The sequence below is a fragment of the Pseudomonas arvensis genome, assembly GCF_056688935.1.
Window position 1 is genome coordinate 5,241,969 of record NZ_CP162038.1, and the last position, 18,103, is coordinate 5,260,071.

At 58.8% G+C, this 18,103-nt stretch carries 18 protein-coding genes; 4 read left to right on the plus strand and 14 right to left on the minus strand.

Features of this window, described 5'->3' with window-relative positions; genetic code table 11:
* Positions 1-322: 322 nt before the first annotated feature.
* From msrQ to mrcB, 9 genes are all read right to left on the minus strand, one after another.
* A complete protein-coding gene (gene msrQ, locus AB3G88_RS23800; RefSeq protein ID WP_112196749.1) occupies positions 323-943 on the minus strand; it encodes a protein-methionine-sulfoxide reductase heme-binding subunit MsrQ in 621 nt (206 codons plus the stop codon).
* On the minus strand, positions 943-1,956 hold the full coding sequence (gene msrP, locus AB3G88_RS23805) for a protein-methionine-sulfoxide reductase catalytic subunit MsrP (RefSeq protein ID WP_099584824.1): 1,014 nt from the start codon (positions 1,954-1,956) through the stop codon (positions 943-945). The genes msrQ and msrP overlap by 1 nt, the downstream gene beginning before the upstream one ends.
* Positions 1,957-2,019: 63 nt before the next feature.
* Positions 2,020-2,877 (minus strand): CDP-diacylglycerol--serine O-phosphatidyltransferase, encoded by an 858-nt coding sequence (gene pssA, locus AB3G88_RS23810; RefSeq protein WP_250925248.1) that lies wholly within the window; start codon positions 2,875-2,877, stop codon positions 2,020-2,022.
* Positions 2,878-3,021: 144 nt separating this feature from the next.
* Positions 3,022-4,038, minus strand: coding sequence for a ketol-acid reductoisomerase (gene ilvC / locus AB3G88_RS23815; protein WP_099584822.1), 1,017 nt, complete (start codon positions 4,036-4,038; stop codon positions 3,022-3,024).
* A 47-nt stretch (positions 4,039-4,085) separates the two neighbouring features.
* Positions 4,086-4,577 (minus strand): acetolactate synthase small subunit, encoded by a 492-nt coding sequence (gene ilvN / locus AB3G88_RS23820; protein WP_003176102.1) that lies wholly within the window; start codon positions 4,575-4,577, stop codon positions 4,086-4,088.
* Between the two features lie 2 nt (positions 4,578-4,579).
* The gene (locus AB3G88_RS23825; RefSeq protein ID WP_158877897.1) at positions 4,580-6,304 is read right to left on the minus strand and encodes an acetolactate synthase 3 large subunit; all 1,725 of its coding nucleotides are present in this window, start codon (positions 6,302-6,304) and stop codon (positions 4,580-4,582) included.
* Positions 6,305-6,735: 431 nt separating this feature from the next.
* Positions 6,736-7,065 carry a YqcC family protein gene (locus AB3G88_RS23830; protein ID WP_112196750.1) on the minus strand — a complete coding sequence of 110 codons (330 nt, stop codon included), beginning with the start codon at positions 7,063-7,065 and terminating at the stop codon, positions 6,736-6,738.
* Complete coding sequence (locus AB3G88_RS23835; protein WP_480451925.1) at positions 7,065-7,799, minus strand: tetratricopeptide repeat protein; 735 nt, start codon at positions 7,797-7,799, stop codon at positions 7,065-7,067. Before AB3G88_RS23835 ends, AB3G88_RS23830 begins: the two co-directional genes overlap by 1 nt.
* Positions 7,800-7,815: 16 nt before the next feature.
* On the minus strand, positions 7,816-10,140 hold the full coding sequence (mrcB, locus tag AB3G88_RS23840; RefSeq protein ID WP_099584819.1) for a penicillin-binding protein 1B: 2,325 nt from the start codon (positions 10,138-10,140) through the stop codon (positions 7,816-7,818).
* 118 nt (positions 10,141-10,258) lie between these two features.
* Between mrcB and AB3G88_RS23845 the strand changes: the two genes are divergently transcribed.
* The 3 genes from AB3G88_RS23845 to AB3G88_RS23855 all read left to right on the plus strand — a co-directional run bounded on the left by AB3G88_RS23845 (position 10,259) and on the right by AB3G88_RS23855 (position 12,729).
* On the plus strand, positions 10,259-11,815 hold the full coding sequence (locus tag AB3G88_RS23845) for a bifunctional aminoglycoside phosphotransferase/ATP-binding protein (RefSeq protein WP_158877896.1): 1,557 nt from the start codon (positions 10,259-10,261) through the stop codon (positions 11,813-11,815).
* Between the two features lie 93 nt (positions 11,816-11,908).
* The gene (locus AB3G88_RS23850) at positions 11,909-12,253 is read left to right on the plus strand and encodes a pentapeptide repeat-containing protein (RefSeq protein WP_480451928.1); all 345 of its coding nucleotides are present in this window, start codon (positions 11,909-11,911) and stop codon (positions 12,251-12,253) included.
* Between the two features lie 203 nt (positions 12,254-12,456).
* Complete coding sequence (locus AB3G88_RS23855; RefSeq protein ID WP_032884753.1) at positions 12,457-12,729, plus strand: TfoX/Sxy family protein; 273 nt, start codon at positions 12,457-12,459, stop codon at positions 12,727-12,729.
* Positions 12,730-12,973: 244 nt separating this feature from the next.
* Here the strand turns inward: AB3G88_RS23855 and AB3G88_RS23860 are convergent, their stop codons facing one another.
* From AB3G88_RS23860 to AB3G88_RS23870, 3 genes are read right to left on the minus strand one after another with little or no spacing between them, the layout of a single operon-like run.
* Positions 12,974-13,741: a heme ABC transporter ATP-binding protein gene (locus tag AB3G88_RS23860; RefSeq protein WP_191947613.1), complete on the minus strand. Its 768-nt coding sequence runs from the start codon at positions 13,739-13,741 to the stop codon at positions 12,974-12,976.
* Positions 13,741-14,778, minus strand: coding sequence for a FecCD family ABC transporter permease (locus AB3G88_RS23865; protein WP_099584815.1), 1,038 nt, complete (start codon positions 14,776-14,778; stop codon positions 13,741-13,743). Before AB3G88_RS23865 ends, AB3G88_RS23860 begins: the two co-directional genes overlap by 1 nt.
* Positions 14,775-15,653, minus strand: a complete 879-nt coding sequence (locus AB3G88_RS23870; RefSeq protein ID WP_112196752.1) for a heme/hemin ABC transporter substrate-binding protein — start codon at positions 15,651-15,653, stop codon at positions 14,775-14,777. Before AB3G88_RS23870 ends, AB3G88_RS23865 begins: the two co-directional genes overlap by 4 nt.
* 156 nt (positions 15,654-15,809) lie before the next feature.
* On the opposite strand from AB3G88_RS23870, the gene AB3G88_RS23875 reads away from it, so the two are divergent.
* A complete protein-coding gene (locus tag AB3G88_RS23875; RefSeq protein ID WP_099584813.1) occupies positions 15,810-16,127 on the plus strand; it encodes a Rieske (2Fe-2S) protein in 318 nt (105 codons plus the stop codon).
* Here the strand turns inward: AB3G88_RS23875 and sfsA are convergent.
* Positions 16,124-16,834 (minus strand): DNA/RNA nuclease SfsA, encoded by a 711-nt coding sequence (gene sfsA / locus AB3G88_RS23880; RefSeq protein ID WP_099584812.1) that lies wholly within the window; start codon positions 16,832-16,834, stop codon positions 16,124-16,126. The genes AB3G88_RS23875 and sfsA overlap by 4 nt on opposite strands.
* On the minus strand, positions 16,834-18,006 hold the full coding sequence (locus AB3G88_RS23885) for a pyridoxal phosphate-dependent aminotransferase (protein ID WP_112196754.1): 1,173 nt from the start codon (positions 18,004-18,006) through the stop codon (positions 16,834-16,836). Before AB3G88_RS23885 ends, sfsA begins: the two co-directional genes overlap by 1 nt.
* Positions 18,007-18,103 lie beyond the last annotated feature (97 nt).

The window sequence follows — 18,103 nt, forward strand, 5'->3', positions numbered from 1 at the left end:
GTTAAGATCTTTCGTCTCAACCGAGGCGCGCATTCTACAGCAGCCTCATTTGCTGTCAAGTGATTATTTTCAGAAGCTTTCGAAGATTTCTTCAACAACTTCAACCACTTGCGCTTCAGATCTCTCATCAGCGGGAGGCGAATTCTACAGCGTTACACGCTGCTGTCAACACCTCTTTTTCAACTTCCTTTTGGCTTCGATGAACTGAAGCAACCTGCTGCCGAAAACTGCGTAACTCATTGTTTACCAAGGAGTTTTCCGTTTCGACTGCGCCGGAAGTGGGGCGAATTATAGGCTTCCAAAATCTGCGGTCAAGCGTTAATTACGTTTTTTCTGCAGAAGGTGCTTTTTTCGTAATAAGCCTAGGGATTCGGCGCATTACCGCAGGTATACGCAATGCCAGCAGCAGCGCACCTATAGATGCATAGATTGCCCACTCCTTCAGGTCGGCCCGCACGATCCACAACATATGCAGCAGCCCAAGCCCAAGAATCACGTAGACCAAGCGATGCAGCTTCTTCCAACGATTTCCCAGTCGACGCTGGCTATAGCGATTAGACGTCACCGCCAACATCAACAATGACAAGAAACCCAACGTACCCACAATAATGTAAGGCCGCTTACGTAGCTCAACTCCAAGCTGCGACCAATCAAGGCCCAGAACAAATACACAATAGGCCGCCAGATGCAGCACCACATAAGCAAAGCACCACAACCCAAGCTGCCGGCGCACCGCTATCCACCCCGCCCAGCCGCTCAACTTTTGCAGCGGCGTCATCCCCAGCGTGATCAGCAGCAGGATCAACGTGCCCAACCCCAGCCGATCAACCAGCACCTTTCCCGGATCTGGACCCAAGGCAAAATTCCACGCTTCATATAGCCATATCAACGGCCACACTGCCGCCGCTATAAAAACGCCGATACGCCAGACGGGATAACGCATCAGTAGTTCTTCCGCAGATCGAGGCCAGCATATAAAGAAGCAACCTCCTCCGAGTAGCCATTGAACATCTGCGTCTCACGCACATTCGGACTGAATAGACCACTTGGCAGACGACGCTCCCGTGCCTGGGTCCAACGTGGATGGTCCACGGTAGGGTTCACATTCGCATAAAACCCATACTCGTCCGCGGCAATGCTCTGCCAAGTGGTTTTCGGCTGCTCACTCACAAGGCTGATCCGCACGATGGACTTCACACTCTTGAAACCGTACTTCCAAGGCACGACCAGACGTAACGGTGCACCATTCTGATTGGGCAACTCGCGCCCATACATGCCAACGGCAAGAATCGCCAAAGGGTTCATCGCCTCATCCAGGCGCAACCCCTCTACATAAGGCCAGTCGATCAAGCCAAAACTCGAACGCTGACCAGGCATACTCTTGGGGTCCTGGAGGGTTTCAAAACGAATGTACTTAGCCTTGGAGGTCGGCTCAACTTGCTTGAGCAAGGCAGAGATCGGAAAGCCCATCCACGGTATGACCATCGACCACGCCTCGACACAGCGCAGCCGGTAGATCCGCTCTTCCAACTGATAGGGCTTCATGAAGTCTTCCAGGGCATAACGCCCCGGCTTGGCAACCTCACCATCAATCACAACACTCCAGGGTTCGGTCTTGAGCGAACCCGCATTCTTCGCAGGATCGCCCTTGTCAGTGCCAAACTCATAAAAGTTGTTGTAGTGGGTTGCGTCCTTGAACGGGGTGATAGCTTCACCTGCAACCGTCACCGCCTGCCATTTCGTGCCTGGCAGCTTGTCAGCAAACCAGCCCGGCGCCTTCCCCGGCTCAACATCGGCATAACGCGCAGCCTCATCCGCACTGGCCCAGCGTGGCAAGCTACTGGCGGCGATACCGGCAAGCGCACCACCGAGCAAGCTGCGGCGAGAGAGGTAGAAAGATTCAGGGGTGACGTCCGACTCGTGGCAATCGGACGCTTTAGGCAATTTGATTAACATGGCAACTCCGCAGCATTGGAGGACTGATGCACCAATAGACTGCGGAGTATGGGGGAAATTACATTAAGGCAATGTTTTGTCCCGACGCATATGCAGCAAGTACTGAACCGGCCCGGAAGCAGCGTAGGCCAGGAAGGCCAACAGCAGAATCCGCGGCGGATCGCTGAAGACCACGGCAAATACCAGCACCACGGCCAGGATCGCCACAAAAGGTACGCGCCCCTTGAGGTCAAGCTCCTTGAAGCTGTTGTACTTGATGTTGCTGACCATCAGCATACCGGCCGCTGCCACCATCAACGCCACCAGGAACGACATCTTAGAACCCTGGATGCCGTAGTCACTGAATGCCCAGACGATACCCGCCACGACACCCGCTGCTGCCGGACTGGCCAGCCCGATGAAGTAGCGCTTGTCGGCAGTACCTACCTGGGTATTGAAACGCGCCAGACGCAACGCGGCGCCCGCAACATAGATGAAGGCCACCATCCAGCCAACCTTGCCCATGTCACCCAGCGCCCAGGCAAATGCCAACAATGCCGGAGCCACCCCAAACGCGACCATGTCCGACAGCGAGTCGTACTCCGCACCGAAGGCACTTTGGGTGTTGGTCATACGTGCAACACGACCATCCAGACCGTCGAGCACCATGGCCACGAAAATGGCGATCGCCGCAAAACCGAAGTACTTGCTGGCATTCGCGGCATCACCTGCCGCCAGCGCACTCTGGGCGCTCATGGAGTTGATGATGGAATAGAAACCGGCAAACAGGTTCGCCGTGGTAAACAGATTGGGCAGCAGATAGATGCCACGGTGCCGGACCTTACGGCCTTCCGCGTCATGCCCCTCTTCGACATGCTCATCGATCGGTAGCAGGCTTTCGGCGTCAGGAGCCTGGTTAGGCTCGTCGGGACGTTCGCTCATGGACTTTACCTTGCAACGGTGTGAAAAAAATTCAACCAATACTTGCGGCGAGTGTTCGCCCGCAAACGATGCAGCTTTATACCAGAACCCGCCCCCAAACGAAAAAACGCGGCCTAAGCCGCGTTTTCTCTTGATGCGTACGACTTAGTTTTTGGCTTTGTCGACGATCTTGTTGGCACCGATCCACGGCATCATGGAGCGCAGTTGCTCGCCGATGACTTCGATACCGTGAGCGGCGTTGTTACGACGCTTGGCGGTCATCGAAGGGTAGCCGGTAGCGCCTTCGGTGATGAACATTTTGGCGTATTCGCCGTCCTGAATACGTTTCAGGGCATTGCGCATAGCCTGACGGGACTCGGCGTTGATAACTTCCGGGCCTGTCACGTACTCGCCGTACTCAGCGTTGTTGGAGATCGAGTAGTTCATGTTGGCGATACCGCCTTCGTACATGAGGTCAACGATCAGCTTCAGTTCGTGCAGGCATTCGAAGTAGGCCATTTCCGGCGCATAGCCAGCTTCAACCAGGGTTTCGAAACCGGCTTTCACCAGCTCAACGGTACCGCCGCACAGAACGGCTTGTTCGCCGAACAGGTCGGTTTCGGTCTCGTCCTTGAAGGTGGTTTCGATGATGCCGGTACGACCGCCACCCACGCCAGCAGCGTAGGAAAGTGCAACGTTCTTGGCATTGCCCGACGCGTCCTGGTAGATCGCGATCAGGTCAGGGATACCGCCGCCTTTGACGAACTCGGAACGCACGGTGTGGCCCGGTGCTTTCGGCGCGATCATGATCACGTCCAAGTCAGCGCGTGGCACAACCTGGTTGTAGTGAATCGCGAAACCGTGGGAGAAGGCCAGGGTGGCGCCCTTCTTGATGTTCGGTTCGATTTCGTTCTTGTACAGCGCGGACTGGAACTCGTCCGGGGTCAAGATCATGACCAGGTCGGCAGCAGCAACAGCGGAAGCAACATCAGTCACTTTCAGGCCGTGGGCTTCTGCCTTGGCAACAGTGGCCGAGCCTTTGCGCAAGCCAACGGTTACGTCAACGCCAGAGTCTTTCAGGTTGCAAGCTTGCGCGTGACCCTGGGAGCCGTAGCCGATGATGGCGACTTTCTTGCCCTGGATGATCGACAGGTCACAATCTTTTTCGTAATAAACTTTCATGAGGTTCCTCTATATATCCAGGCCGTAAGGCCATTCACTAATTTGGGTTAGATGCTGAGTACTTTGTCGCCACGGGCAATCCCGGTGACACCACTGCGTACCGTTTCCAGAATCGAGGCCGTCCCGATCGACTGGATGAAGCTGTCCAGCTTGTCGCTTGTACCGGTCAGTTGCACGGTATAAACGCTGGCGCTTACATCCACGATCTGCCCGCGATAGATGTCGGTGGTGCGTTTGATCTCGGCACGTTGGGCACCGGTGGCCTTGACCTTGACCAGCATCAGCTCGCGCTCGATGTGGGCACTTTCCGACAGGTCGACCAGCTTGACCACTTCGATCAGCTTGTTGAGGTTCTTGGTGATCTGCTCGATCACCTCATCGTGGCCCACGGTAGTCAACGTCAGGCGCGACAGTGTCGGGTCTTCCGTCGGGGCCACGGTCAGGCTTTCGATGTTGTAGTTGCGTTGCGAAAACAGGCCGACAACACGAGACAGAGCGCCGGGTTCGTTCTCCAGAAGCAGGGAGATAATGTGCCGCATGATTAAGTACGCTCCGTCTTGTTCAGCCACATGTCGCGCATCGAGCCGTCTTTGATCTGCATCGGATAGACGTGCTCGCTGGTATCCACCTTGATATCGATGAACACCAGACGGTCCTTCATGGCGAACGCCTCTTCCATCTTCGGCTTGAGATCTTTCAGATCGGTGATGCGAATGCCGACATGGCCATAGGCTTCAACCAACTTGATGAAATCCGGCAACGATTCCATGTAGGAATGGGAGTGACGGCTACCGTAGCTCATGTCCTGCCACTGACGAACCATGCCCAGTACGCCGTTGTTCAAGCAGACAATCTTCACCGGAAGACCGTACTGCAGGCACGTCGACAGCTCCTGGATGTTCATCTGAATGCTGCCTTCACCGGTGACGCACGCCACGTCGGTGTCCGGGAAGCTCAGTTTCACCCCCATGGCCGCCGGGAAACCGAAGCCCATCGTGCCCAAGCCGCCGGAGTTGATCCAGCGGTTAGGCTTGTCGAACTTGTAGTACTGCGCCGCGAACATCTGGTGCTGACCCACGTCGGAGGTCACAAAGGCGTCGCCCTTGGTCACTTCGCACAGGGTTTCGATCACGGTTTGTGGCTTGATGATGCTGCCGTCGCCCTTGTCATAAGGGAACAGGCCGCGATCGCCACGCCATTCATCGATCTGCTTCCACCAACTGGCAACCGAGTCTTTGTTTGGCGTCTCGCCGATGTCCTTGAGCGCAGCGACCATTTCGGTCAATACGCTTTCCACAGGCCCCACAATCGGCACGTCGGCCTTGATGGTCTTGGAGATGGATGCCGGATCGATGTCGATGTGGATGATCTTGGCATTCGGGCAGAACTTGCTCGCGCCGTTGATCACGCGGTCATCAAAACGTGCACCCACAGCCAGAATCACGTCAGCATGGTGCATGGCCAGGTTGGCGGTGTAGCTGCCGTGCATGCCGAGCATGCCGACGAACTGACGGTCCGTACCCGGGAAGGCGCCGAGGCCCATCAGGGTATTGGTGACCGGCAGGTTGAGCAGCTTGGCCAATTCGGTCAACGGTGCGGAACCGCCACCCAGGATCACGCCGCCACCCGAGTACAGCACAGGGCGCTTGGCCGCCAGGAGCATTTCTGCCGCCTTGCGGATTTGCCCCGAGTGCCCACGAACGGCCGGGCTGTAGGAGCGCAGCTTGGCTTTTTTCGGGAAGACGTATTCGAATTTTTCAGCCGGGTTGGTCATGTCTTTCGGGATATCGACCACGACAGGCCCCGGGCGACCGGACTGCGCGAGGTAGAAGGCCTTTTTCATGACTTCCGGAATTTCCGAGGCGTGCTTGATCATGAAGCTGTGTTTCACGATCGGCCGGGAGATACCGATCATGTCGGTTTCCTGGAACGCGTCGGTGCCGACCATGGTGCTAGGCACCTGGCCAGAGATGATCACCATCGGGATGGAGTCCATATAGGCAGTCGCAATGCCAGTAATGGCATTCGTTGCGCCTGGGCCGGACGTTACCAGTACCACGCCGGCTTTACCGGTGGCACGGGCATAACCGTCAGCCATATGGGTCGCGGCCTGTTCGTGGCGAACCAGGATGTGGGTAACAGCAGGTTCCTTGAACAGTGCGTCGTAAACATGCAGCAGAGCACCACCTGGGTACCCGTAGATATAGTCGACGCCTTCGTCACGCAAAAAGCGGACGAGCATCTCACCGCCAGATAAAAGCTCCACGTTGTTCACCTCTAAAACGCCAGAATACCGTCCGTTGAAAACCGACGGGTCTTAATAGGTTTACTTCTCAACAGAGCATGAGCGACGGTGGTCGCCGACTACGTCAGCACTGACTGAGCAAGTATTGGGATCGTCCCAAGTGTTGCGGGCTTTTCCCACCCAGCGCGAGGTAACGCGTTGCGGGTGTAACAGGTCGGCGCGGATGTGCGCCTCATGATCTGCTGAGCGGGCCTGCTTCTGGCAGTCCCGATACAGCGGACTTTGGATTCTTCTGTTTCAGGCCGTTCAAGTCAAGCAATAATTGCGCTTTTTTCCAACTAAGCGCATGAGAACGCAGAAGAAAGGGCTTTGAGGAGGGATAAAACTCGCCTGAATGTCGTCAAGCGGTAGAAATGTGCGCAAGACTGCCGGAAAACCCGGCAGTCAGGCAATTAACGAGCGTCGACGATCAATTGATCGAACTTTTTCAGCGCATTACGCAAGCCAACGCTTTCTCGCGGCCTATCGGCATAGACCATCTCGGCCATTTCCAGGATCCCCGATGCGCTGGGCAACGGCAGGTCCTGTTCGAGGATCTGCTTCATGCGCGCCAGGAAGATCCATTGCAGCCACTGGTGAAAGTCCAGGGTATCCACCGAAAACGGCTCAACGCTGCTAAGCGCCTCGACGCCGGGGGAGACCTCATCCCACCAGCCCTGAATGCGCAATTCGCGCTCGATCAGCAATAACTGCTCGGCAATCGCAGGAAACCGTACATCCATCAGAGGCTGACCTTAGCTTTTTGACGGGCCTGGGCGGCACCCGCGGCATCACCTTGTGCGGCACGCGCATCTCCGATCAACGCCCACAGGCTGGCTTGCAGATCAGGACGACCGCTGGCCATCGTGAGGCCACGGCGGGCGAACTGCTCGGCTTGCGGCGCATCGCCCTGGGCCATGCGCACCTGCGCCAGGCGATACAGCACTTGTGGTTCACGCGGTGCAACGCGTTGCGCACGCTCAAGACTCGATGACGCACCGTTCAGGTCGCCACCGGCCTGTTGTTGCTGAGCCGTCGTCAGCAAGGCCAACACTGGGCCATCCAACTGTTCGTCAGCCGACAAGCCGCCCGAGTTGGAGGAGGATGGAATGCCACTTGGCGTCGACGGCATGTTGTAGGTGCCCTGGTTGATCGGCGCAGCCTGAATCGGCGTGGAGTCGATCGGCCCAGAGGTGCTTGGACCAGGCGTCCATGGCTCAGCGCTGATCGGGGCCGACGTAGCCGCGCCGCCGCCCGGCACCATCACCACCACGCCCGAATCCTGCGGCACGGCCTGAGGCTTGGCCTGAGCCGGACGATTGGTCACGGTCTGGCGGAAACCGCCATTGGCCGAGATCCGGTCGTTATTGGAGACGGCTGTGCTCGAATCCACCACGGGGATGGAGCCGCGCTGCACGCTGGAGCAACCGCTGAGCAAAGCCAATATTGGAATAGCTGGAATCAACCACTTGTTCACTTGAAACCCTCTTTGCTTAATTCATCCAGCCCTTGACCCAATCCATCACCGATTCCGCGTCCGCAGGGGCACCGCCACCGCACGCAGCACCGGGTGGTGGTTCGCTGCCGCGAATATACGGCATCTGGACTGCGCCCGGACAATTGGCATCGGAGCCCTGGCCGGTATGTGGATCAATCCAGGCCTGCACGATGTTATCCGGCTGCGGCATGTTCAATGGCAACGGATCGGCCTTGCGCATAAAACTGGTCCAGACCTGCAACGCACCGGTAGCACCGGTAAACGGCGTCTTGCCATTGTCGTCACGGCCCAACCACACCACGGCCAGTACATCCTGACCGAAACCTGCAAACCAACTGTCGCGCGAATCGTTACTGGTACCGGTCTTGCCCGCCAGCGTCAGATTGGACGGCAGCACCTTGTAGACCGAGCTACCGGTACCTTCACGCATCACACGCTGCATGGCGTTCTGGATCAAGTAGATCGAGCCCGCATCGAAACGCTGCTGGATCTGGAACGGGTAGCGCTTGAGCGGCTCGCCCTCGGCCGTCAGCACACTGCGGATCCCGCGCATCGGGGTGTTGAAGCCACCGTTGGCGAGGGTCTGGTACATGGTCGCGACTTCCATCGGCGTCATGGCACCAGCACCCAGCAGGATCGATGGGAACGCGGGAAATTCGCGGGTTATACCCAGTCGCGCCAGCGTCTTGAGCACATTCGGCACGCCCACTTCCAGGCCAAGCCGAGAGGTGGAGATGTTGTAGGAATGCGCCAAGCCCTGATACAGGAACACCGTGCCGTGAGAGCGGCGATCGAAGTTCTGTGGTGTCCACACCTGGCCGTCGCCGCCTTTGACGGATAGCGGATCGTCCGACAGCCAACTGGTCAGGGTGTACTTGCTCGGTTTTTCCAACGCGGTAAGGTAGACCGCAGGCTTGACCAGCGAACCGATCGGCCGCACAGCATCCAGCGCGCGATTGAATCCGGCAAAACTCGCCTGACGACTGCCGATCATGGCTTGAACTTCACCGGTTTCCGGGTTCGTGACCACCATGGCGGCTTCTACTTCATCGGAACCTTTACGCCCCGTCAGACGCTTGAAAGTGTCGCTGACAGACGCTTCGGCCTTCATCTGCAGAATCGGATCAAAACTGGTGAAGATTCGCAGGCCTTCTTCGGTCAAGTCTTCGTCGCGGTAGTCTTCACGCAGTTGGCGTTTAACCAGATCGATAAAGCCGGGGAATGAACTGTCCGCCAACTTGCCGCGGGTTGTCACACCCAGTGGCATTTTCTTCGCTGCGGCTACTTGTTCAGCCGTGGCCACGCCTTGCTGTTCAAGCACATCCAGCACCAGGTTACGGCGCTCCAGCGCACGCTCCGGATTACGACGCGGGTTGTAATAGGAAGGCCCTTTGACCATACCCACCAACAACGCCACTTGATGCAGCTTCAACTCGGACAGCGGCTGACCGAAGAAGAACTGGCTGGCCAGACCGAAGCCGTGCACCGCGCGCTGGCCGTCCTGGCCGACGAAGACTTCGTTGAGGTACGCCTCAAGGATTTCCTGCTTGCTGTAGTGCAGCTCAAGCAGCATCGCCATCATCGCTTCGGTGAGCTTACGGGTCAGACTGCGCTCGTTGGTGAGGTAGAAGTTCTTCACCAACTGCTGGGTCAGCGTACTGCCGCCCTGGGTCATCCTGCCGCCGGACGTATTTACCCAAACCGCACGGGCAATCGACTTCGGCGACACACCCCAGTGGCTATAAAAGTCGCGATCCTCTACCGCAACCAGGGTTTCCAGCAGGTAAGGCGGCACCTGATCAAGCTTGATCAGGATGCGATCTTCAAGGTTCTTCGGGTAAATCCCGCCGATCATCAACGGTTCAAGGCGGACCACCGGTAATTTCGAGCCGTTGAGGGAGGACAGCTCGGCCACGTAGTCACCGGAGAAGCGCACGCGCACCGGCTGGGCTTTTTCCAGGCCTTCATAGAACTGGAAGCCACGGGTATTCAGGTCGACCGTGTTACCGCTGACGGCGGCCGCGCCCGGGCCATTGCTCACGGGTTCGCGGCGGTAGCCGAGGGCGTCAAGTTCGGTGAGGAAGTCATCCTTGCTCAGCTTCTGTCCGCTGAACAGTTCCAGCGGGCGTGCATACACCTTGGCCGGGATGGTCCAGCGCTTGCCGGAGAACTTCTCCTGGACCACTGCGTCGAGGTACACCGCGAAGCCGGCGAGCACCACAAGGCCTACAAGGCCGAGCTTGAGCGCCCAGCCAAGCCACGGACGCAGGCCGCGGGAAGGAGGTTTTTTACGGGAACGGGGAGATCGGGATCGAGTCATGGCGGCGGATTATACGCACTTTATTGATGATCAACATGAGCCGGACAGCGGTTTGCACGACCGTCCGTAGCAGCCATAATGCGCGCCATGATTTCCCCCAGACTCTGAAGGATCGCCCGTGAGCCAGTCACTGATCGCCGCCCTGCAAAACCCGGCTTTGTACCCTCATCCGGTCGAAGCGTTCCAAGTCATCGAGACCCATATTTCGTGGGTCGTATTGACCGGCCCTTTCGCTTACAAATTGAAGAAACCGATGAACTTCGGCTTTCTGGACTTCACCGACCTGGAAAAGCGCGGGCACTTCTGCAATGAAGAGCTGCGCCTGAACCAGCGCCTGACGGACGATTTGTATCTGGATGTGCTGCCGATTACCGGCACCGCCGAAGCCCCCCAATTGGGCGGCGACGGCCCGGTGATCGAATATGCACTGAAGATGCGCCAGTTCCCGCAAAGCCAACTGCTCAGCACCCTGCAGGCCAATGGCGAATTGACTGCCGCGCACATCGATGAAATGGCCAAGCAGATCGCACACTTCCATCTCACCGCGCCGAAAGTGCCACAAACCCACCCAGCCGGCACTCCCGACGAAGTGATGGCACCGGTACGGCAGAACTTCGACCAGATCCGTCCGTTTTTGAGCGACAAGGCCGACCTGATTCAACTGGAAGCCCTGCAAGCCTGGGCCGAAAGCAGTTTCGACCGCCTCAAGCCGCTGCTGGCACAGCGCAAGCTCGATGGCTTCACCCGCGAGTGCCACGGTGACATCCACCTCGGTAATGCCACCTTGATTGATGGCCAGGTGGTGATTTTCGACTGCATCGAGTTCAACGAGCCGTTTCGCTTCACCGATGTGTACGCCGACACCGGCTTCCTGGCCATGGACCTGGAAGACCGAGGCCTCAAGTCCCTGGCCCGCCGCTTCATCAGCCAGTACCTGGAGCTGACCGGCGACTATCAGGGCCTTGAAGTGCTGAACTTCTATAAAGCCTATCGCGCCCTGGTGCGTGCCAAGGTGTCGTTATTCAGCATGCCGAGCGAAGCAAGCCCGGTACAACGTGCCACAACACTGCGCCAGTACCGCAACTACGCCAACCTGGCAGAAAGCTACAGCACCATTCCGTCACGTTTTCTGGCGATTACCCACGGTGTCTCCGCTGTGGGCAAAAGCCACGTATCCATGCGTCTGGTAGAGGCGCTCGGTGCCGTACGCGTGCGCTCGGATGTGGAGCGCAAGCGCCTGTTCGGCGAGCAGCACGTGGAGAACACGCCACAGGCCGGCATTTATGCGTCCGATGCCAGTGCCAAAACCTACGCTCGCTTGAACGACATCGCCGATACCGTGCTGCGCGCCGGTTTCCCGGTGGTGCTGGATGCCACCTTCCTGAAACGCGAACAACGTGAAACCGCCGCCAAGGTTGCCGAAGCTACCGGTGCGCCCTTCCTGATTCTGGATTGCAACGCACCCCAGGCCGTTATCAGCAGCTGGCTGGCGCAACGTCAGACAGACAAAAACGACCCATCCGACGCGACCCTGGCCGTTATCGAAGCCCAGCAGGCAAACCGTGACCCACTTACAGCTGAAGAGCTGTTGCTGAGCAAACGCGTGGAGACCAATCAAAGTGGGACCCTCGACGCGGTGGTCGCGCAAATTCGCCAGCGCTTGCCAGGCCTGTAAGAAAAATTTCTTGGTCGTGTCGTCTACTTGGGCGCACGACCGAGCAATAGTGGCACTATAATGGCGTCATAAATCCAACAGGAGTTCGCCGTCATGACTCAGCCCAAGCTTCTTGATACCCCGCTCTACTCGCTCCTGCATAAAGACGATATTCGCGGCTTCAACCAGGAGCGTCCGAAAGACGGCGCTATCGACATGCGCGGTGGTGACTTCCGTGGGCTGGACTTGCGTGAATTGAACGCCAGCGGCGTCGACTTTACCGACGCATACTTCCGCTCCGCCGACTTGCGCGGCCTGGATTTACGCGACTGCTCGCTGGAAGGCGCCAGCCTGGCCCATGCGCAGATTTCGGGCACCTACTTCCCACCTGAATTGACCGCTGACGAGATCCTCATGTCGGTCAATTTCGGCACGCGCCTGCGCTACCGCACTAAGTAACACGCGCCCCAAGCCCGACTACGCGCAACGCGTAGCGGGCTGCTCATGCCTGCCCGCTGTCAAAATCCCCGCGCCATTCTTATAAGCGTTTGGGCCGTTTCGGACCAAAGAACCACGCTTTTCCTACTGAACGCTACACTCCTGTTCAGGCTTGCCTGGTCACGAATACCCACCGCACCCTTCGGCCGTCGCAAGGAGGCTTGATGAACGATGAGCTGCAACACCTGAAAAACCTTGGCAAGACGTCAGCGCAGTGGCTGCATGCGGTGGGCATCCACAGCGCGTCCGACTTGCGGCGCCTGGGCGCAGTCGATGCGTATCGCGCAGTAAGAACTCGTGGGTTCCGCGCATCGAAGGTTTTGCTGTATGCGATCGAGGGGGCGCTGATGGACGTGCATTGGAACGATATTCCCGTTGAGCGCAAGGAAGCGTTGAACCGCCAACTGGATGCCATTTCAACGCGGCAAAAGAATTAGATCGACCAGAAGACCCAATGTTTACGGAGGTTTCGAACGAACGTTTGAGAAAAACGGAAGATCGACCAAAAACTAGTATTGACTCTCAAATGAGAATCGTTATGATTATCACAACTGATCGCGAGATCAGCCGATAACTGAAAGACCATTGGTTCGGACTCTCAGATTATCTCCTCATCAGGCTAATCACGGTTATTTGACCCGGCTCTTGCCGGGTCTTTTTTTGCCTGCAAGAAAGCAGACTTCAGCGCGCAATGATCAGCGGATGCCCACGCTCCGGGTGTGGCTGTACCAACACATCCAGACCAAATACAGCCTTGAGCGGCTCAGGCCGCAGCACCTTCACCGGCGTGTCCAAAGCGTGGGGGCGCCCCTCCTCCAGCAGCAGAATACGATCACAGTAACGCGCCGCCAGGTTCAGGTCGTGGAGGATCACCAGCACGGCCGCGCCCCGATCGGCAAAGGTACGGATGGCCTGCAATGTCGTGTGCTGATGCAGGGGATCAAGCATCGACGTCGGCTCATCCAGCAGCAACGTCTGCCCCGCTTCACCCGGCCATAGCTGCGCCAGCACCCGGGCCAGGTGCACGCGCTGGCGCTCGCCACCGGACAATGCCAGGTAACTGCGGCCACTCAAGTGTGCGACGTCCGCGGCCTGCAAGGCTGCGTTGATGATTTCGTCATCGCGCACACGTCCAGTCTGGTGGGGGAGACGGCCCATGCCGACAACCTCTTCGACGCGAAAGGCGAAATCCAGGGTCGAGCTTTGTGGCAACACCGCCAGACGCTGGGCGCGCTGCGACCCGGTCCAGTCTTTCAACGCCTGCTGGCCCAGCCACACCCTGCCTTGATCGGGGTGTAACTCACCGCACAATGCCCCCAGCAAAGTACTCTTGCCGGCGCCATTGGGACCCAGCACGCCAAGCACTTCGCCTGGCAGCAGGTCCAGAGTGACATCCGCCAGCACGGTTTTGCGACCGCGGCGGACCTGCAGGTCTTCAACACGCAGCATCAGGCACGCCCCCGCAGCAACAGGTAAAGAAAAAATGGCGCACCAATGAACGCAGTCACTATGCCAATCGGCAACTCTGCTGGCGCCAAGGCCAGCCGTGCAACCAAGTCGGCAAACAGCAGCAGACTCGCGCCCGCCAAGATTGAAGCCGGCAGTAACACGCGGTGATCAGGCCCTGCCAGCAATCTGACCAGATGCGGCACCACCAGCCCCACAAAACCAATCATGCCCGCTGCAGCCACCGCAGCACCGACACCCAATGCGGTACAGAACACCAACTCGCGTTTGAGCGCTTCAACATCGATACCCAAGTGGCTGGCCTCAGACTCACCCAGCAGCAGCGCATTCAACGCCTTGGCCCGGCGCGGCAACCACAGCGCCACCCCCGCACTCACCAGCAACAACGGCCACAGCCGCGAATAGCTCGCACCGTTGAGGCTGCCCAGGTTCCAGAACGCCAGCGTGCGCAACGTTGCGTCGTCCGCCAAATAAGTGAACAGGCCCACAGCCGAGCCAGCCAGCGCAGTGAGAGCAATGCCGGCGAGCAGCATCGTCGCCACATTCGTCTGGCCGTTGCGCCGCCCCAGTCGATAGACCAGCGCAGTCACTCCCAACCCACCAAGGAATGCACACAGCGACAGCAGGTACGGCCCGAACGCATCCGGCAAGCCACCAAAAAACGAACCTCCGACGATGGCGACGGCCGCTCCGAGCGCCGCACCACTGGACACCCCCACCAACCCAGGATCGGCCAGCGGGTTGCGAAACAACCCTTGCATGGCCACGCCCGACAATGCCAACACGCCACCCACCGCCAAGCCCAGCAAGGTACGCGGCAACCGAATCTGCCCCAGGATAAGCTCGGCCTGCTCCAGCCCCTGCGCCTCAATCGGCACGCCCACCAAACGCAAGGCCGCCTTGAGCGTATCCAGCAATGGCAGACTCACCGGCCCCAGCGCCAAAGAGAGCCAGATCGCCAATACGCACAACAGCGTCAGCCCGATAAACAGGGTTTTGGGCTTGACCAGTGCGGTCATGGGGCCGGTTTAGCCTGGGACGGATAAAACCCGGCGGACAACTTCGCCAGGCTTTGCGGCAGACGCGGCCCGAGCCCGCCCACCAGCAGTGTTGGGTCCAGCTCAAACACCCGCCCGCTCTTGGCCGCCGGCGTCGAAGCGAGGATCGGATTTTCTTTGAAGAGGGCCGCACGGGCTGCATCCCCCGTGAGGGCACGATCAGCGAACACCAGTACATCCGGGCTCAGCCCTGCCAGCGACTCCACCGAAAACGGTTTGTAACCCGTATGGGTGGCCAGGTTGTGCCCGCCCGCCTGCTGCACCATCCAATCACCGGCCGTGCCCTTGCCGGCAATCAGCGGCTTGCCGCCGGCGTGACCAACCAACAGCAAAACGCCAGGGGCCTTTTGCGAGGCCTGGGCCTTGGCGAGCGAGCTTTTCTGCTGATCAAGCGCCTGCTCATACCCGGTAAATAATTCGTTGGCCTTGGCCTCATCGCCCAGCAATTTGCCCAGGTGCTGAAGGTTGCCTTTCAAAGTCGCCAGATCCGGCTGCGCCGAAAACATTTCAACCTGGACGCCCGCGCTGCGAATCTGCGCAAGTACCGGCGGCGGCCCCATCTCTTCTGTGCCCACCAGCACTTGAGGGCGCAGGCTGAGAATGCCCTCGGCCGACAATTGCCGCTGATAGCCAATACTGGGCAACGACTTGAGCGACTCAGGATGCTGGCTGGTGGTATCCACGCCAACCAACTTCGGTTCACCGCCCAGAGCCGTCACCCATTCCGACAGCGCCCCACCGGCACTCACCCAGCGTTGTGGCTGTTCCGAGGCGTGCGCCCCAGGGTTGACCAGCAGTCCGACAACAAGCGCAATAGCGCTGGTACTCAGGCGCATAACAGGGTTTCCTTCCGAGGGCAGGGCCTTTCGAGCACTCGTTGATGTGACAGGTAATCCCTGCCGGGCATCGAACTGAGCACCCAGTCAGCTAATGGGCGAAGCCGGCATTTGATAATTGTTTGCATTTGAACGTCAAGGCACTTAAGGATTGAAATGAAGTTTCTCTGCCCCTCCAAGACCCTCGCGCCAGACAGCAGCCTCGGTTTTGAAATCGATGGTTGCAAATTGTTGGCCGTACGCCGGGACGGCATTGCCTACTTCTATATCAACCGCTGCCCCCATCGCGGCATCCCGCTCGAATGGCGGCCCGACCAGTTCCTCGATGACAGTGCCAGCCTGATCCAATGCGCCACCCACGGCGCCCTGTTCCTGATCGAGAGCGGTGAGTGCATTGCCGGCCCCTGCGCCGGTAAAAGCCTCGAAGCCCTGCGCGGTCGCGAAGACGAACAGGGCCTGTGGGTGGACCTCTAGTCGAGCAGCACGTCCAACCGGCGATCCACGCATACCTCCTCGGCCGTCACGCGCACGCCATATGCCAATACTTCCACTCCGGCCGCTTTAGCTTCGCGCAAGGCAGCACCATAGGCGGCATCGATTTCCAGGGCTGGGCGCACGGCGTCAATTCCCGAGAGGTTGACGCAATACAACTGCACCGCTCGCACACCTTCACGCGCCAGGTAGGCCAACTCCCGCAGATGTTTGGCGCCACGCTGGGTCACCGCGTCAGGGAAAGCAGCAACACGGGTGTCATCGAAACCCAGGGTGACACTTTTGACTTCGACGTAGGCGGCGCCATCGGGGTACTCCAGGCGAAAGTCGATACGGCTTTTCTCCTGCCCGTAAGGCACTTCGCGCTTGAGTGCGGTAAAGCCATTGAGCTCCGTGATCACGCCAGCGCGTAACGCCTCCTCGACCAACTGATTGGCGCGCGCCGTGTTAACGCACGCCAGGCGGCCCTGGGGCGTTTCGGCGATTTCCCAAGTGCCGGGCAGCTTACGCTTGGGGTCGGTGGAACGGCTGAACCAGACCTGGCCACCTTCAACCATGCAATTGAGCATCGAACCGGTGTTCGGGCAGTGAATGGTCAACAACTCGCCGGTAACGGTCTCGATATCGGTGAGAAAACGCTTGTAGCGGCGAATCAATCGGCCTTCTTCGAGGGGAGGATGAAAACGCATCAGCCTTGCCAGCTCCGCAAGCCACGGGCGATGCGCTCCACCGCCTCCTGTAGTCGATCAAGATTTTGCGTGTAGGCAAAACGCACATGATGGCCGGCTTGATAACGACCAAAATCCAGACCCGGTGTGAATGCGACATGCTCGGTTTCGAGAAAATGCCGGCAAAACGCGAAGGCATCCCCGCCGAACGCACTGATATCGGCGTACAAATAGAACGCCCCCTCCGGCTCGACGGCGATGCCAAAACCCAACTCGCGCAGGGCGGGCAGCAAGAAGTCGCGGCGACGGCCGAATTCGGCGCGGCGCTCTTCGAGGATGCTCAAGGTTTGCGGGGTAAAGCACGCCAGCGCCGCATACTGGGCCATGCTTGGCGCGCTGATATAAAGGTTTTGCGCCAACTTCTCCAACTCACTCACCGCAGCGGGCGGGGCCACCAGCCAACCCAGGCGCCAGCCGGTCATCCCGAAATACTTCGAAAAACTATTCAGCACGAAGGCGTCGTCGTCGACTTCCAGCACGCTGGCCGCGTCGGTGCCGTAGGTAAGGCCGTGATAGATCTCATCGACTACCAGATGGCCGTCGCGCGCCTTGATTGCGCCGGAAAGCCCGGCCAACTCTTCGCGAGTGAGGATCGTGCCGGTGGGATTCGCCGGGGAGGCAACCAATGCACCTACGCTGTCCTGATCCCAATGTTTGGCCACCAGGTCGGCGGTCAGTTGATAGCGCACTTCAGGCCCTACCGGCACTAGTTGCGCGGCGCCCTCAACCAGTCGCAGGAAATGCCGGTTACACGGGTAGCCCGGATCTGCCAACAACCAATGCTTGCCCGGATCCACCAGCAGGCTGCTGGCCAGCAACAACGCGCCGGAGCCTCCGGGAGTGATCAGAATACGCTCGGGATCTACACTCAAGCCGTACCGCTGCTGGTAGAAACCGCTGATGGCTTCACGCAATTGCGGCAGGCCACGGGCTGCGGTGTAGCGCGTCTTGCCATTGGCGAGCGCCGCCTGACCGGCCTGGATGATCGGTTCCGCCGTGGTGAAATCCGGCTCGCCAATCTCCAGATGGATGACATCGTGGCCGGCGGCCTGCAGCTCATTGGCCCGCGCCAGCAACGCCATGACATGAAAAGGTTCGATGGCGCGACTGCGCGCACTGTAGGGCTGGGCCATTAGCCTTCCTTAACGGTGAGGACAAAATCAGGATTCTACCGAACCCGCGCGGTAAAACATGTTCTATTGCCTGCCTGGCCACCCAAGCGGCCACAGC

Bases quoted from the DNA above. Each gene is read 5' to 3' on its own strand.
- AB3G88_RS23870 (WP_112196752.1), bottom strand. From the start codon at position 15,653: ATGCGCCTGAGTACCAGCGCTATTGCGCTTGTTGTCGGACTGCTGGTC.
- AB3G88_RS23830 (WP_112196750.1), bottom strand. From the start codon at position 7,065: ATGGATGTACGGTTTCCTGCGATTGCCGAGCAGTTATTGCTGATCGAG.
- msrQ (WP_112196749.1), bottom strand. From the start codon at position 943: ATGCGTTATCCCGTCTGGCGTATCGGCGTTTTTATAGCGGCGGCAGTG.
- AB3G88_RS23885 (WP_112196754.1), bottom strand. From the start codon at position 18,006: ATGGCCCAGCCCTACAGTGCGCGCAGTCGCGCCATCGAACCTTTTCAT.
- AB3G88_RS23855 (WP_032884753.1), top strand. From the start codon at position 12,457: ATGAACGATGAGCTGCAACACCTGAAAAACCTTGGCAAGACGTCAGCG.
- AB3G88_RS23875 (WP_099584813.1), top strand. From the start codon at position 15,810: ATGAAGTTTCTCTGCCCCTCCAAGACCCTCGCGCCAGACAGCAGCCTC.
- pssA (WP_250925248.1), bottom strand. From the start codon at position 2,877: ATGAGCGAACGTCCCGACGAGCCTAACCAGGCTCCTGACGCCGAAAGC.
- mrcB (WP_099584819.1), bottom strand. From the start codon at position 10,140: ATGACTCGATCCCGATCTCCCCGTTCCCGTAAAAAACCTCCTTCCCGC.
- AB3G88_RS23850 (WP_480451928.1), top strand. From the start codon at position 11,909: ATGACTCAGCCCAAGCTTCTTGATACCCCGCTCTACTCGCTCCTGCAT.
- ilvN (WP_003176102.1), bottom strand. From the start codon at position 4,577: ATGCGGCACATTATCTCCCTGCTTCTGGAGAACGAACCCGGCGCTCTG.
- sfsA (WP_099584812.1), bottom strand. From the start codon at position 16,834: ATGCGTTTTCATCCTCCCCTCGAAGAAGGCCGATTGATTCGCCGCTAC.
- msrP (WP_099584824.1), bottom strand. From the start codon at position 1,956: ATGTTAATCAAATTGCCTAAAGCGTCCGATTGCCACGAGTCGGACGTC.
- AB3G88_RS23865 (WP_099584815.1), bottom strand. From the start codon at position 14,778: ATGACCGCACTGGTCAAGCCCAAAACCCTGTTTATCGGGCTGACGCTG.
- AB3G88_RS23860 (WP_191947613.1), bottom strand. From the start codon at position 13,741: ATGCTGCGTGTTGAAGACCTGCAGGTCCGCCGCGGTCGCAAAACCGTG.
- ilvC (WP_099584822.1), bottom strand. From the start codon at position 4,038: ATGAAAGTTTATTACGAAAAAGATTGTGACCTGTCGATCATCCAGGGC.